The organism is Candidatus Symbiopectobacterium sp. NZEC135 (genome assembly GCF_025962695.1).
Genome location: NZ_JAGFPF010000026.1, coordinates 20,785 through 36,306, shown reverse-complemented (window position 1 = coordinate 36,306; position 15,522 = coordinate 20,785). Strand labels below are relative to the sequence as shown.

The 15,522-nt window shown below is 51.7% G+C and carries 13 protein-coding genes; 9 read left to right on the top strand and 4 right to left on the bottom strand.

The genetic code is table 11. The features are described from left to right. Window positions 1-12: 12 nt before the first annotated feature. The 8 genes from nuoI to tssK all read left to right on the top strand — a co-directional run bounded on the left by nuoI (window position 13) and on the right by tssK (window position 8,637). Complete coding sequence (nuoI, locus tag J5224_RS13970) at window positions 13-555, top strand: NADH-quinone oxidoreductase subunit NuoI (RefSeq protein WP_222157554.1); 543 nt, start codon at window positions 13-15, stop codon at window positions 553-555. Window positions 556-565: 10 nt separating this feature from the next. Beyond that, window positions 566-1,111: an NADH-quinone oxidoreductase subunit J gene (gene nuoJ, locus J5224_RS13965; RefSeq protein WP_264625945.1), complete on the top strand. Its 546-nt coding sequence runs from the start codon at window positions 566-568 to the stop codon at window positions 1,109-1,111. After that, complete coding sequence (gene nuoK, locus J5224_RS13960; protein WP_264625944.1) at window positions 1,108-1,410, top strand: NADH-quinone oxidoreductase subunit NuoK; 303 nt, start codon at window positions 1,108-1,110, stop codon at window positions 1,408-1,410. Before nuoJ ends, nuoK begins: the two co-directional genes overlap by 4 nt. Further along, window positions 1,407-3,257 carry an NADH-quinone oxidoreductase subunit L gene (nuoL, locus tag J5224_RS13955; protein ID WP_264625943.1) on the top strand — a complete coding sequence of 617 codons (1,851 nt, stop codon included), beginning with the start codon at window positions 1,407-1,409 and terminating at the stop codon, window positions 3,255-3,257. The genes nuoK and nuoL overlap by 4 nt, the downstream gene beginning before the upstream one ends. A gap of 128 nt (window positions 3,258-3,385) precedes the next feature. Beyond that, window positions 3,386-4,921 (top strand): NADH-quinone oxidoreductase subunit M, encoded by a 1,536-nt coding sequence (gene nuoM / locus J5224_RS13950; protein WP_264625942.1) that lies wholly within the window; start codon window positions 3,386-3,388, stop codon window positions 4,919-4,921. A 6-nt stretch (window positions 4,922-4,927) separates the two neighbouring features. Continuing rightward, window positions 4,928-6,385 (top strand): NADH-quinone oxidoreductase subunit NuoN, encoded by a 1,458-nt coding sequence (nuoN, locus tag J5224_RS13945; RefSeq protein WP_264625941.1) that lies wholly within the window; start codon window positions 4,928-4,930, stop codon window positions 6,383-6,385. A gap of 199 nt (window positions 6,386-6,584) precedes the next feature. Beyond that, a complete protein-coding gene (gene elaB, locus J5224_RS13940) occupies window positions 6,585-6,896 on the top strand; it encodes a stress response protein ElaB (protein WP_264625940.1) in 312 nt (103 codons plus the stop codon). Window positions 6,897-7,308: 412 nt separating this feature from the next. Further along, window positions 7,309-8,637, top strand: a complete 1,329-nt coding sequence (tssK, locus tag J5224_RS13935; protein WP_264625939.1) for a type VI secretion system baseplate subunit TssK — start codon at window positions 7,309-7,311, stop codon at window positions 8,635-8,637. 16 nt (window positions 8,638-8,653) lie between these two features. Here the strand turns inward: tssK and treC are convergent, their stop codons facing one another. The 3 genes from treC to J5224_RS13920 all read right to left on the bottom strand — a co-directional run bounded on the left by treC (window position 8,654) and on the right by J5224_RS13920 (window position 12,815). Beyond that, entirely contained in the window at window positions 8,654-10,324 is a 1,671-nt protein-coding gene (gene treC, locus J5224_RS13930; protein WP_264625938.1) for an alpha,alpha-phosphotrehalase, read from the bottom strand. Window positions 10,325-10,402: 78 nt separating this feature from the next. Further along, window positions 10,403-11,821, bottom strand: a complete 1,419-nt coding sequence (treB, locus tag J5224_RS13925) for a PTS trehalose transporter subunit IIBC (protein ID WP_264625937.1) — start codon at window positions 11,819-11,821, stop codon at window positions 10,403-10,405. Between the two features lie 448 nt (window positions 11,822-12,269). Next, on the bottom strand, window positions 12,270-12,815 hold the full coding sequence (locus J5224_RS13920) for a GNAT family N-acetyltransferase (protein ID WP_264625936.1): 546 nt from the start codon (window positions 12,813-12,815) through the stop codon (window positions 12,270-12,272). 125 nt (window positions 12,816-12,940) lie between these two features. On the opposite strand from J5224_RS13920, the gene J5224_RS13915 reads away from it, so the two are divergent. Continuing rightward, window positions 12,941-13,876 (top strand): ParB/Srx family N-terminal domain-containing protein, encoded by a 936-nt coding sequence (locus J5224_RS13915; protein WP_264625935.1) that lies wholly within the window; start codon window positions 12,941-12,943, stop codon window positions 13,874-13,876. A gap of 139 nt (window positions 13,877-14,015) precedes the next feature. Here J5224_RS13915 and J5224_RS13910 read toward each other — a convergent pair whose 3' ends face one another. Beyond that, window positions 14,016-15,407 carry a diguanylate cyclase domain-containing protein gene (locus J5224_RS13910; protein WP_264625934.1) on the bottom strand — a complete coding sequence of 464 codons (1,392 nt, stop codon included), beginning with the start codon at window positions 15,405-15,407 and terminating at the stop codon, window positions 14,016-14,018. Window positions 15,408-15,522 lie beyond the last annotated feature (115 nt).

The following is a 15,522-nucleotide window of genomic DNA, read 5'->3' as shown; positions in this document are numbered from 1 at the left end:
GGGAACTGAACCATGAAGATAAAAGACATTGTGGTTGGTTTCGGTACCCAGGTACGCAGTATCTGTATGGTCGGGTCCAACGCTTTCAAAAAGCGTGAAACCAAAATGTATCCGGAAGAGCCGGTTAACCCACCACCGCGTTACCGTGGCCGTATTGTGCTGACGCGCGATCCGGATGGTGAGGAGCGCTGTGTGGCGTGTAACCTGTGCGCCGTGGCCTGTCCGGTCGGCTGTATCTCGTTGCAGAAAGCGGAAATGAAGGATGGCCGTTGGTATCCCGAGTTTTTCCGCATTAACTTCTCGCGCTGCATTTTCTGCGGGTTCTGCGAAGAAGCGTGCCCGACCACCGCGATTCAGCTGACGCCGGATTTTGAAATGGGCGAGTACAAGCGCCAGGATCTGGTGTACGAAAAACAAGATCTGTTGATCTCTGGGCCCGGTAAATACCCGGAATACAATTTCTACCGGATGGCGGGCATGGCTATCGATGGGAAAGAGAAGGGCGACGCCGAAAACGAAGCCAAACCCATTGATGTCAAAGGCCTGTTGCCTTAAGGAGCCGAGCATGGAATTCGCGTTTTATGCATCGGGGTTAATCGCCATTCTGGCGACCCTACGTGTGATTACTCACACTAACCCCGTACATGCATTGTTGTATTTAATCGTCTCGCTGCTGGCTATCTCCGGCGTGTTTTTCTCGCTGGGGGCTTATTTTGCCGGTGCGGTGGAAATCATCGTTTATGCCGGTGCCATCATGGTGCTGTTCGTGTTTGTGGTGATGATGCTGAACTTGAATAGCGTAGACCAGCAAGAAAGCGCCTGGTTGAAACCGAGCGTATGGATTGGTCCGGCGGTGCTGGCTCTGGTTCTGCTGCTCGTCGTGGTTCGCGCCATTTTCAGTATCAGCAGCGCGGAAATTGCAGGGAACATGATTGATGCCAAAGCCGTTGGTATCACGCTGTTTGGACCTTATGTGTTGGCGGTGGAATTGGCCTCTATGCTGTTGTTGGCCGGGCTGGTGGTTGCGTTCCACGTGGGCCGTGAGGACAAGATGGTCGATAGCCTGGCTAAAGAAGAGACCGAGAAGAAACTGGCGGAGGAGCGTGCATGATCCCGTTACAACATGGGTTAGCTTTGGCTGCCATTTTATTCTTTATCGGCCTGACGGGCCTGATTATTCGGCGTAACCTTTTGTTTATGCTGATTAGTCTGGAAGTGATGATCAATGCCGCCGCGCTGGCGTTTGTGGTTGCCGGCAGCTATTGGGGGCACGCGGATGGGCAGGTGATGTATGTTCTGGCGATCACGCTGGCGGCAGCGGAAGCCAGCATCGGTCTGGCGCTGTTGCTCCAGATGTATCGCCGTCGTCATACCCTGAATATCGATACTGTCAGTGAGATGCGCGGATGAACTTACTCTACTTAACAATATTATTCCCGCTGCTCGGCTTTTTGCTGTTGGCATTTTCACGCGGTCGCTGGTCGGAAAATACCGCCGCGACCGTGGGCGTGGGGTCTATCGGGTTGGCCGCATTGACCACTTGTTGGGTTGCGATGGATTTCTTTGCGCAGCACCATGAGGGCGGCGTCACGTTTTTCACGCAACATCTGTGGACCTGGATGGCGGTAGGTAACTTTGACATTGCCTTTCGTCTGGCACTGGATGGCCTGTCTCTTACCATGCTGTCGGTGGTGACGGGCGTTGGCTTCTTTATTCACCTGTTTGCCTCTTGGTATATGCGTGGTGAAGAGGGCTACTCCCGCTTCTTCGCTTACACCAACCTGTTTATTGCCAGCATGGTGATTCTGGTGTTGGCGGATAACCTGCTGCTGATGTATCTCGGCTGGGAAGGGGTAGGGCTGTGCAGTTATCTGCTGATCGGTTTCTACTACACCAATCCGAAGAACGGTGCGGCGGCGATGAAAGCCTTCGTCGTGACGCGTGTCGGTGACGTTTTCCTGGCCTTTGCGTTGTTCATCCTGTTCAAAGAGTTGGGCACGCTCAATTTCCGCGAACTGATGGTGTTGGCACCGCAGAAACTGGCAGAAGGGTCTCCGGCGATCACTTGGGCAACGCTGATGCTGCTGGGCGGTGCGGTGGGTAAATCGGCTCAGTTGCCGCTGCAAACCTGGCTGGCGGATGCGATGGCCGGCCCGACGCCCGTCTCTGCACTGATTCACGCCGCAACCATGGTGACGGCCGGTGTGTATCTGATTGCTCGGACAAACGGCCTGTTCCTGATGGCACCGGATGTACTGCATCTGGTGGGCATCGTTGGGGCCGTGACGCTGGTGCTGGCAGGATTTGCCGCACTGGTACAGAGCGACATCAAACGCGTGTTGGCCTATTCCACCATGAGCCAGATTGGTTACATGTTCCTGGCATTGGGCGTGCAGGCGTGGGACGCGGCGATTTTCCACCTGATGACGCATGCTTTCTTTAAAGCATTGCTGTTCCTGGCCTCCGGCTCGGTGATTCTTGCCTGCCATCACGAACAGAACATCTTCAAGATGGGCGGGCTGCGTAAAACCATTCCGCTGGTGTACGTCAGTTTCCTGATTGGCGGCTCGGCGCTGGCGGCACTGCCGTTGGTCACCGCAGGCTTCTTCAGTAAAGATGAAATTTTGGCAGGTGCCTGGGCTAACGGCCATATGGATCTGATGATGGCGGGGCTGGCAGGAGCGTTTATGACGTCGCTGTACACCTTCCGCATGATTTTCATCGTGTTCCACGGCGAAGCGAAAACCAAAGCGCACGCCGGTAAAGGGCTGTCCCACCATATTCCGTTGCTGGTGCTGATGGTGCTCTCCACGTTCGTGGGGGCGCTGATTGTGCCGCCGTTGCACGGCGTGCTGCCGCAAACCACGGAACTCGGTCATGACCGTACCTTGACGCTTGAAATCGCGTCTGGCGTGGTGGCGATTGCCGGTATTCTGCTGGCTGCCGTGCTGTGGCTGGGTAAACGTCAGTTCGTGACTAGCGTAGCGCAGAGTGCTCCGGGTCGCTTCTTCTCCACCTGGTGGTTCCACGCCTGGGGATTTGACTGGCTGTATGACAAAGTCTTCGTACAACCGTATCTGGCGGTTGCCAAACTGCTACAGCGCGATCCGTTGAACGCGATGATGGGCTTGCCTGCCGTGGTGGTGCGTTGGGGTAACAAAGGGTTGGCCGTCAGTCAGAATGGTCAACTGCGCTGGTATGTTGCGTCAATGGGCGTAGGGGCGGTTGTGGTGCTGGCATTGTTACAGTTTAGCTGATGGCGATGTGCCTCAGGGTAAACGCGATGAGAGATACGCAGTAATAATGCGCAGGGCGGAAGACCAGGAATAATGGCTTCCGTCACAGCAAGTTTTCAGATTTCTTAAAATTAGGGACGCAAAACGCCATGCTACTACCTTGGCTAATACTTCTCCCCTTTATCGGCGGCCTGCTGTGCTGGCAGCTCGAGCGCTTCGGCACCCGCGCGCCACGCTGGATCGCACTGATATCGATGGGATTAACGCTGGTGCTATCACTGCTGCTTTGGTTGCAGGGTGGATACTCTTTAACGGCGCAGGCTGATGTGCCGCTCTGGCAGTCTGAATACAACGTGTCGTGGATCCCGCGCTTCGGTATCGGTATTCACCTGGCGTTGGATGGGTTGTCGCTGTTGATGGTGGTGCTGACCGGCCTGCTTGGGGTGTTGGCAATCCTGTGTTCGTGGAATGAAATCCAGCGCTATCAAGGCTTCTTCCACCTGAACCTGCTGTGGATCCTGGGCGGCGTGATCGGCGTGTTCCTGGCGATTGACATGTTCCTGTTTTTCTTCTTCTGGGAGATGATGCTGGTGCCGATGTATTTCCTCATCGCACTGTGGGGGCACAAAGGTTCCGATGGGAAAACGCGTATTACCGCGGCCACCAAGTTCTTTATCTACACCCAGGCCAGCGGTCTGATCATGCTGATTGCCATTCTGGCGCTGGTGTTTGTGCATCACGATGCTACCGGTGTGTGGACCTTTAGCTACACCGAACTGCTGCACACCCCAATGTCGCGCGGCGTGGAATACATGCTGATGCTGGGCTTCTTTATCGCCTTTGCGGTGAAGATGCCCGTGGTACCGCTGCACGGCTGGTTGCCGGATGCGCACAGTCAGGCGCCGACGGCGGGTTCTGTCGACCTAGCGGGTATCTTGCTGAAAACAGCGGCCTACGGTCTGCTGCGTTTCAGCCTGCCGCTGTTCCCCAATGCGTCCCATGAATTTGCGCCTATCGCGATGTGGCTGGGCGTTATCGGTATCTTCTACGGCGCCTGGATGGCGTTTATGCAGACCGATATCAAACGCCTGATTGCCTACACGTCGGTGTCTCACATGGGCTTTGTGATGATCGCCATTTACTCCGGTAGCCACCTGGCGTATCAGGGGGCGGTCATTCAGATGATTGCGCACGGGCTTTCTGCGGCCGGTCTGTTTATTCTGTGCGGCCAGCTTTACGAGCGTCTGCATACGCGCGATTTGCGTCAGATGGGCGGCCTGTGGGCACGCATTCGTTTCTTGCCCGCGCTGTCGCTGTTCTTTGCGGTGGCGACGCTGGGGATGCCGGGTACCGGCAACTTTGTCGGTGAGTTTATGATTTTGTTCGGTAGCTACCCAGTGGTGCCGGTGATCACCGTGATTTCGACCTTCGGTTTGGTGTTTGCTTCCGTCTACTCGCTGGTGATGATGCAACGCGCTTACTATGGCACGCCAAAATCTGAGGAAAAACTGCCGGGGCTGTCCACCCGTGAATTGTCGATGGTGATGTTGCTGGTGGTATTGCTGGTGCTGCTCGGGTTGTTCCCGCAGACCATCCTGAATACGTCTGATGCGGCAATGGCTAATATCCAGCATTGGTTTATGTCATCAGTGACTGATTCAACACTTTCAACGACAAGGCCGTAATTCGCCATGACAATAACTCTTCAACACCTGGTCGCGCTTCTGCCGCTGTTAATCGTCGGTTTGACCGCCGTGGTTGTGATGCTGTGCATTGCGTGGCGACGCAACCATTTCTTCAATGCCACTGTCACGGTGATCGGTCTTAACATTGCGTTGTTCTCGCTGATTCTGGTGGGTAACGCCGGTCCGATGGATGTGACGCCGCTGCTGCGGGTAGACGGTTTCTCGATGTTCTACACCGCTTTGGTACTGCTTGCCAGCCTGGCGACCTGCACGTTCGCTTACCCGTGGCTGGAAGGCTATCCGGATAACCGCGACGAGTTTTATCTGCTGGTGGCGATTGCCGCACTGGGCGGTGTTCTGCTGGCGAGCGCTAACCATTTGGCGTCGCTGTTCATCGGTATTGAACTTATCTCTCTGCCGCTATTCGGTCTGGTGAGTTATGCCTTTCGTCAGCGTCGCTCACTGGAAGCGGGCATCAAGTACATGCTGCTTTCTGCTGCCGCCTCTTCCTTCCTGCTGTTTGGGATGGCGCTGGTGTATGCGGATTCGGGAAGTCTGAGCTTTGCCAGCCTGGGCGCGCGGATGGCGGATCGTACGCTGCATGAGCCACTGCTGTTGGCCGGCCTCGGCATGATGATTGTCGGTTTGGGGTTCAAACTCTCGCTGGTGCCGTTCCACCTCTGGACGCCGGACGTGTATCAAGGTGCCCCCGCACCGGTGTCGACCTTCCTGGCGACCGCCAGCAAGATCGCCATTTTTGGTGCAGTCATGCGTCTGTTCCTCTATGCGCCGATGGTTGATGGTGAGTCGGTGAGAACGGCACTGGGTGTGATCGCGTTTGCCTCCATCCTGTTTGGTAACCTGATGGCGGTGGCGCAAAGCAACATCAAGCGTCTGCTCGGTTACTCTTCCATTGCTCACCTCGGCTACCTGCTGGTGGCACTGATTGCCGTGCAAACCCACCAGTTGGCATTGGAAACCGTGGGCGTCTATCTGGCGGGCTACCTGTTCAGCAGCCTGGGAGCCTTCGGGGTTGTCAGCCTGATGTCCAGCCCGTACCGTGGCCCGGACGCGGATTCTCTGTTCTCTTATCGCGGATTGTTCTGGCACAAACCGATTCTGTCTGCGGTCATGACGGTGATGATGCTCTCTCTGGCCGGTATCCCGATGACGCTGGGTTTCTTCGGCAAATTCTACGTGTTGGCCGTGGGCGTCGATGCCAAGCTGTGGTGGCTGACAGGCGCGGTGGTGGTGGGGAGTGCTATCGGCCTCTACTACTATCTGCGTGTTATGGTTAGCCTCTATCTGACCGCACCGCAAGAACGTCAGCGTGATACGCCCAACAACTGGGCGCTAACCGCAGGCGGCGTGGTGGTGTTGATTTCCGCCATTGCGGTGCTGCTGCTGGGCCTGTATCCACAGCCGCTGATTTCACTGGTGCAGATGGCGCAGCCGCTGATGTAATGCACTAGCGTTGCGCGATAAAGCCGCCACAGCCGTTACCGGTTGTGGCGGCTTTTTTCTGTGCGTGAGGGTGCTATGTCGATCTGCTGTTTACCGTTATTTCTATTTTTAAGAATGGTCTGTGGTCATTAAGGTCCTAAGAGGCTGAAAACTTGACTATAGTTAATCTACCGTTGTGTGAAATAACATGGAGTAGATTATGGCTGAGAAAAAACAACCTGCTGAAGATATTCGTATTGAAGACGACGCTAAATTATTGGCCGATACATTGGACGATATATTGCGTTATTCTGGTGATAGTGCGGATGAAGCTTATATTACTTTGAAGAAGAATGCGGAGAATGCCCTATTGGAGGTTAAATCAAGATTAGGTATTTCCGACAGTTATTATGCAAAAGCGAAACAAGTCGCGAATCGTGCGGATGGCTATGTGCATAAAAAGCCGTGGCACAGCGTAGGGGTAGGGGCATCGTTAGGGATTGTGCTTGGCCTGCTGTTGGCGCGCCGCTAACGTGACTTTTCAATGGGTGCGGTGATAATGTGATTATTACCGTGCTGTCTTTTGGGCTTTCTTAATTCGCTGACTATATTCAAAAAATATTATCTTGTTGTTATTATATAGTGGTCTGCAACGGAATAAATTCGCCACTTTTTTATCGATGCTAAATATCTTTGTGATGAGCGAAGATTCTCATTTCTTTTTTCTGTGAGTGATTTTGTTTCTTCCCGGCTACCATATCTGCTACTGTGTTGCCGTCATTAACGTTACTCTTACCTGTAAATAATATCACTAACGGATAAGTGCATTACTGCCGTGATTCGCGGCTGATGCAGGTATTATCATCATACACGTCGGTTGAGATACTCTGCTGTATAAACCGGCATTGCCTACTGCATGAAGATATTGAGGAGAACCATCAAGCATGAAGACGCCGAGGCCTCGATGGAACAGAGGCACCTTGCTTTCTTCCCGGCCCTCTTTGCTTACCTCGGAGCAGAACAGACTGAGCCGCACACACGCCTTACCGCAATCATTGTCAAATGCATGGGGTGTTGAAGCGTTACAACTTGATGAAGAGGCGATGCAGCTGCAGTCATTAACGTTAAAGCAACTGCGTCTGTGTTTGCCCGATGGCAGATGGATTGACTCTGCCAGTTTGTCAGCGCTTTCTTGTGCAGTACCGTTGGAACAACGTTTGGCACCGCAACTGCAACAGGTGGATGTGCTGTTGGCGCTCCCGTCCAGCGAGCGCCAGCGCGATCGATTACCTCGCCATTCTCGTGTGCAGGAACCGCCTGCATTAGCCTATAGCGCGAAAACGCTGGATAGCGATTTCCGAGAAAACAGTGTGGTCGAGAGATCGGCAATTTGTGTACGCTTTAGCGTTGATGAAAACCATGATTATCAAACCTATCCCATTGCGCGACTTAATCGCAATGCGCAAGGGCGTTGGGAAATCGATTCCTCGTTCATTCCCCCGCTGCTCATGTTTTCCTCCTCGCCGATGTTGGTAGCGCAGTCGAAGCAACTGTTGTCGCTTTCTCGCATCAAACGTCGCCGCCTACTTGCGCTGCGTCATGATCTCCCCAAAAAGCAGGGACAGCCTGATATCCCGCTGTTTTGGCTGTTGAATGTGCTAAATCGCTACGAGTCCGTGCTAAGTGGTGTCAACCTGGCAACCGCAGTGCATCCAGAATTGGTCTATCGCGAACTGGTTAAATTAGCCGGACCGCTGTTGCCCTATACGCAGGCGTGGAGCGCAGCTGATATTCCCCGCTATGATCATTCTCGCCTCGCAGAGGTGTTTTCGTCTCTCTTTTCACTACTCAGTGCGTTACTTGAAATTTGTATGCCTGCCAGAGCAGTGAGGATCGCGCTGAAGCGTGAAAAAGATCATCTGTGGGTCGGGCAGTTGCCGCTGCATGATCTGGATTCTGTCTCTGATATTTATCTTTTGGCGCGCTCTTCCTGGCCCTCGTCCCGGCTGCGCGCGCATATCATGACGCAGTGCGAGGTTGGCACACGGCATGCCGTCAGTGTGCGCCAAGCCGCAGAGCGTCAAGATAAAACGTTACAGCCGGTTAACCATGTCCCTGCGGTCATTCCTCTGGATTGGGAAAATCTCTGCTTTAGCGTCGACCTTGAGCATTCCTGCGTGCGGGATGCGCTGGCTTCCGGGCATTGTGCTATCTCGGTGCCGGATCACTGTGGTGATTTATCGCTGAGGCTTTTCGCCGTGCTGAAAGAGTAAACCGTGGCCTTCATCCTCAGAGTTCGGTATCAGACAGCCAATAAATCGCCTCATAAGGGCGCAACGTCAGTGATGCAGGATGGACGGGAGGATCGTCATAGTTGCTCAGCAGCAGACGCCAGTTCTGAGGGGACGGTTGGTTTGGTAGCGCGTAATACTGTATTTCCCGGCTCAGGTTGGCGAGCATCAGCAACTGCTGTCCCTGCCAGCGTCGGCGATAGAACCAAACGGTTGGATGCTCGGGGGCCAGATCGTGATAGTCGCCATAGGTCAGCAGAGGAAGCGCTTTGCGCAGGGCGATCAACCGTTGGTAGGTGTAAAACACCGAGTGTGGATCGGCAAGTGCCTGCGCTACGTTGATCTCCGCGTAACCGGCTCCGGGGGATATCCAGGGCGTACCTGACGTAAAACCTGCCGATGGCGCAGATGACCACTGCATCGGGCTGCGTCCATTATCGCGTGATTTGTGGGCAAGAATACGCAACACCTGCGCTGGCGTTTCACCGTTGGCTAGATGTTCCGCGTAGATATTCAGGCTTTCTATATCGCGATAGTGCTCAAGGGTGTCATAGCCGGGGTTGGTCATACCGATCTCTTCCCCTTGATAAATATAGGGGGTGCCCTGCATGCCGTGCAGCACCATCGCCAACATTTTGGCTGATGGTGTGCGATAGTCGCCCTCATCACCAAAGCGAGAAACAATGCGTGGCTGATCGTGGTTACACCAGAACAATGCGCTCCAGGCTTTATTATGCATTCCACGTTGCCAGGTATTGAACAACGCTTTCAGCGCGACAAAATCTGGGGCTGCCAGCGTCCACTTTTCTCCACCCGGATAATCCACTTTTAGATGATGGAAGTTAAACGTCATTGACAATGCTCGGCCTGTCAGTGGGGCATAATGTAGGCAGTTCTCTAACGTGGTCGAAGACATTTCACCGACGGTCATGAGTCCGCGCGGTGAAAATACGGTGCGGTTGAATTCGTGAAGAAATTCCACCATGCGTGGCCCATCGGTGTAATAGCGTCGGCCATCCCCTTCGCTATCCGAAGGGAAATCCTGCTGCTTTGACACCAGATTGATCACATCCAGACGCAGGCCATCCACGCCCTTGTCTGCCCAAAAGTGACAGACCGCTTGCAACGCCTCACGTACCGGCGCGTGCTCCCAGTTCAAGTCGGCCTGTTGCGGCGCGAACAGATGCAGGTAATGTTGTTGGCTGGGGTCATGCCACTGCCAGGCGCTACCGCCGAATTTTGAACGCCAGTTGTTGGGCGGCGATGCTTCTGTTCCTGGGCGCCAGTAGTAAAACGCGTGATAGTCGCTGTCAGGCGTTTGGGCCTGCACAAACCAGGGATGCTGCGTAGACGTATGGTTAAACACCATGTCCATAATGATACGCATGCCGCGCGCGTGTGCTTGCGCGATCAGCGTTTCCATATCACGCATCGTGCCATAAGCGGGATCGATGTCGCAGTAGTCCGCAACGTCGTAACCATTATCCACTTGCGGTGAGGGATACACTGGCGTAAGCCACAGCGCATCGACGCCTAACTGTTGCAGATACGCAAGGCGCGAAATAATGCCTTGCAGGTCTCCGGTGCCAGAACCGGTGCTGTCCTGAAAACTTTTGGGATAGATTTGATAGATGACGCTAGTGCGCCACCAAGGAAGCGGTGCTGTCATAACATTATCCGTTTACGCTTTACCTGTACGCTAGTTATAGGACGCAATTACCCGCTGGGCAATGCGCCCAGCCTTTGTTTACTGGAAAGGTAACGTCGCGTTGCGCAGTTTACGGCGATAGACCAGCATGGTTAACAGCGCTGGTATCACGATAGCAATCACCATTGCCGCCAAATAGATGCCCCAAAACGTAGGCTTGATGGACAAAATACCCGGTAAACCGCCAACGCCAATGCCGTTCGCTGTGACGCCGAAAAGTCCACACAGTAACCCTGACAGGGCTGAACCCGTCATGGCGCATAGCATCGGGAAGCCGTATTTCAGATTGATGCCGTACATAGCTGGTTCAGTGACGCCCAGCATGGCAGACAGTGCCGCTGGCACAGAAACCTCCCGCTCGTTGTGTCGGCGACTAATAATAATGATGCCAATCACGGCGGAGCCCTGGGCAATATTCGATAAGGCAATCAGTGGCCATACCGGAGTCCCTCCCATGCTATGAATCATTTGCATATCAATGGCGAGCGTCGTTTGGTGCACGCCGGTGATGACCAACGGCGCATAGAGAAATCCAAACAGTGCTGCACCTATCGGTGCGAAACTACCTGTCATCAGTCCCTTCACCACCCAGGCGACGCCGTCACCGATCAAGCGACCGAACGGGCCAATCACCGCATGCGCCAGTGCAACAGAAGCCAGCAGGGCAGTGATAGGAACGACGACCAGATAGAGTGAGTCAGGCACCCATTGCTTTAACCGCGTCTCGATCATCGCCAGCGTAATGCCAGCCAGTAGCGATGGAATAACTTGTGCTTGATAGCCCACCTTTTCGATGGCAAACCAGCCAAAGTCCCAAACATCTGGGACTTGCTGGCCTATCTGATAGGCATTCATCAACTGCGGTGACACTAGGGTAATGCCAAGGATGATGCCTAATACTGGCGTCCCCCCCATTTTCCGCACGGCCGACCAGCAAATCGCGACCGGAAGGTAGAAGAAGATAGCCTCACCCAACAGCCAGAGAAAGTCATACAGTGATTGCCAGATAGGGTGGCGTTGGATCAGGGTTTGTCCGTCAGAAAACGGAATATCGCCAATCACGTTACGCAAACCCAGAATCAGCCCGCCGCTGATGAGTGCAGGCAGTAGCGGGAAGAAAATTTCAGCAAAGTGAGAGATTCCGCGTTCCAGAACTGTCATGTTATTGCGTGCCGACTGGCGTACACTCTCTTTGTTGGCTTTATTCTTGCCAGTGCGCGCGCTAATTGCCTGAAAATAATCGCCCACATCAGTGCCGATCACCACCTGAAACTGCCCGGCGATGATGAAGCAACCTTTGACCATCGGTAGTATTTCAATACCTTTGGCATCGGCTAGAGCCGGGTCTTGCAGTACTAAACGCAAGCGGGTAACACAGTGAGTGAGCGTGACAATATTATTGGCTCCACCCAGCAGCGTGATTAATCGCTCTATATCTTGTTGTTGTACCTTGCTCATTGCGCTTCCTTGTGTGAATACCCAGAGTGAACAGGTTTAAGGATAGGGAATGAACATGCAGTAGGGGGAAACGAGATAATCGCAGTGCGATCGCAATCAAATAAACCAAGCAGTTATAAGCGGATTTTGGCAGAATGGGGGCGTGAACGGAGAGAAAAACAAAGGCCGCCTAGTGAAAAAAAGCGGCCTTAGTGAGGAAAGTGGCTGTTATCAGAACGGGCTGATGATTGAGCCGATACGTTCGCAGTAGCTGACATATACATTCCCCATTTTTTTGAAGAATTTACTGATATCGCGGAACATTTTCATAATCAGTCTCCTTGGGTTCGTTAATAAGTGTGATGTTCATCACGTTTTAAAGAGTAATCCAAAGAGAACGTTGTTTCAACTTTTTTGTGATGAATATCACTATTTTTTGCAAAGACGATATTTGCCACTGTGCGTCGATTTATCGCGACGCCGTGCGCTGCAAGCGATAACGGTTTTGATCGTAAACGCTATCCCCAATTTTTTCTGCGGCGAGTAAGCGCTCGACAAACACAAAACCCAAACGTTGAGCCAGCGCATTGCTGCGCGTATTCACTGTGGCGGCCTTGATAATGAAGGTGTCCAGTATGGCGGCATCGGTGAATGAATCGATTAACAACTGGATCGCCTGCGAGGCGATGCCTTGCCCTTGAAAGCGTTCAGCCATCCAATAACCAATCTCACCCTGAGAAGCGTTCAGGCTGTTAAAGGATGCCATACCGGCCATTTCTCCCTGCCAACGGATGAGATAGACCGCTGAGCGTCCGGCAAAAAAATCCGCGCGGTTTTTTCTGATGGTTGTCAGGGTATCCTCGACGTGTTGCACGCTGTCTGGCCAGGCTAGAGTGTGGCGCAGACGCGCCTTTTCTTGTTGTATCAGAGAAAACAGCGCGGGGGCATCGCGCTCTTCTTGTAATGCCAATGTGAGATGCGGCGGGCGATGCAGCCTGTGTAGTGTGTGCAACATGGAAGCTCCCTGCTGTTGTTTTATGTGGTGTGCATCGGGAGGATGCAGTGAAAGTCTTGCCATCCGATAGCATATGATTCTACTGTGCTGATCTGTTGGGTCAATGTCTTCCATCTTGAGGTTTTATGAAGCAAAGTCATTTGCAATGCATGCGCCCATCACACGGGCGTGCCACCGGGATCGCCACGGGTATTGTGATGTTGATGGCAACCTGGAGCGGGGCAGTATTTGCCGACGCGACGCTGATTACTGTGAAAGCGTCAGCTATTCACCCTACCCAACCCGCGATAGGCAAGGCTGAAGTTGCCTACGATCTCGCCCACTACCGACAAAAATCGCGCGCGCTGTTTGATGATTTCTGTAAGGGAGAAGGGGCGGGAAAAGTGGCTGATTTTTCGGACTCATCGACCCTTGCCATCGCCACGAGTTTTCGCTGCGCGAAACCGGCCGGGGCACAGCCTGATGCGGTAAAATCGGCAGTGATTGCACCGGATGGTCAGGTTTACCTAACGGATGGCCATCACACCGTGAGCGCATTACGTGCCAGCACGCCGGATAGCGATATCACGCTGTCGCTGCGCATTACCGATGATTTGCGCCATTTATCCTCAATGGCAGTGTTCTGGGATTACATGCAACAGCATCATCTGGTGTGGTTAGAGGGATCTACAGGCAAGATTGCACCGCAGGAATTGCCCACTCAAGTGGGTATCGACGTCATGCAGGACGATCCCTATCGCTCCGTGCTCTATTTCTTACGCGGTATTGCGTATGAACGGCCAGAACCGTCCCCCCCGTTTTTAGAGTTTTATCTGGGTGCATGGCTGAAAAGCCAGATGGCGATTACGCCTGCGGATACGGCAACACAGCAGGCCTATTTTGCGCTGTTGCAAAAGGCGGCGCAGCTTCTGGTTCAGGCATCACCACAAACCCATACCTTACCCAATTCTGCTTCGCCGACCTTGAGCCAATTGGGGCAACTGAGCGAGGTTAATCATAAAAAATTGAACAAGCTGAATAACCCCGACGGTAAGTTGGCTCTGCTGTATTCGAAGCCGTAGGCGAACCATGCGCCAGAGGGCGCATGGCCATTTTTATCCGGTGTGGCACACTGCACGTTAAATCACACTTGTTAGTTGAGTCAATGCCGTGTTAAGCATCAACAACATCACCACGGTTAATGATAAAAACGCGTCTGCGCTATGTGTGAGTTGGCGTTATCATTATGTTTTTTTCATCATAAAACTGTACTGTTCCTTTATTAAAGTTTTTTGATTGATAAAGTGCTATGTCGGCTTTTTTCAGTAGTTCTGTCGCGGTGAGAGCATGATTGGGGTATAGGGCTATACCGATTGAAACACCAATTTGTATAACAAAACCCTCTCTTTTTATTGGTTTTTTTACCTCAGCGATTAATCGCTCTGAAAATTCCTTTAGTTTATCAATTCCACCAGAATAGATAATAACAAACTCATCTCCCCCTTGCCGAGAAAGCATATCACCGGGGTTAATAATAGATAATATACGTTGAGATGTTTCTTTTAATACTTCATCGCCAATATAGTGTCCAAAATTATCATTGACTGTCTTGAATCCGTCCAGGTCTAAGTATGCAACAGCGAATTCTCTAACTTTTTCTCGGGATGTTAGTGTGTCTAAGGTTATCAGTAGCAATGATCTGTTAGGTAAGTTTGTTAATGAGTCAAGAAAAGATTTTTTTTTGCTTTCTTTAATAATTTCAGAGAGTCGTCGGATGCTATGCAATGACAATATGGAGATGAAAAATAAAATAATAAAAACAACGAGTAATATGGGAACGACTTTGCTGCTCATGTCTTTCCCTAGATGGTTTCTCTCCCAGGAAAGAAAGAAGGTATGCTCATCGTTGATTGCTTTTAGTGGGATATAAGGTGGAGAAGGTTTTTTATTTGTAACGCGTAATGCTGGCAAGTTATATATCTTTGACAAGCTGGAAAGTTGTTCTTGTCCCATCGGTTCAGCAAAAATAAGGTATTTTTTGTCATGATCGTTTGAACTGTTTTTAAGTGTAGAAAATGGTCTTATCTCGGAGGCCACGGTCAGAAAAGGTTGGTCTTGAATAATGAGTATACCCGAGGCTGTTTTTGAATTTTCAAGTTTCTCTAATAGGCTCGTTAATCCGTCACCCATTAAATCATCTAACGTTTCAGCGTGTCTTTCTCCATTAAAAGAAGAAAAAATAACCTTTTCATGAGAATCAATAACAGCGGTTAGCGTAAATTGATACTTTCCTAAAACAGCGATGGCTATATTTTCATTAACCCATTCGAGGTCTGAAATCTTGCTGTTCGCATCATCCCATGTGGCGTAATCATCAACGGTCTTAATGAGAGAGGAAAACCGTTGATTGATAGCGCTCAACGCTAACGACTCTTCAATTCGCTGTGCAGACGAGGTTTGCCAGTTTCCAATCCAAATAACCATCCCGATGACAATCACGATAAGTGCACTTGAGAATAACATTAAGGGAACAATCACTTTTTTGTTGTACATCTCATAAATGCTTTCGCTATCAATACCGCTGAACAACCATTTTTCTTTTCTATAATTCATGATGTTAACCACATTTAATCGTTTCTTGAAATGTCGTAGATAACACTAAGATAAATTTATACTGCTTAATTTTTGTTAATGAATTCCTGTTTTATGCTGTTAAATAATAACCTTG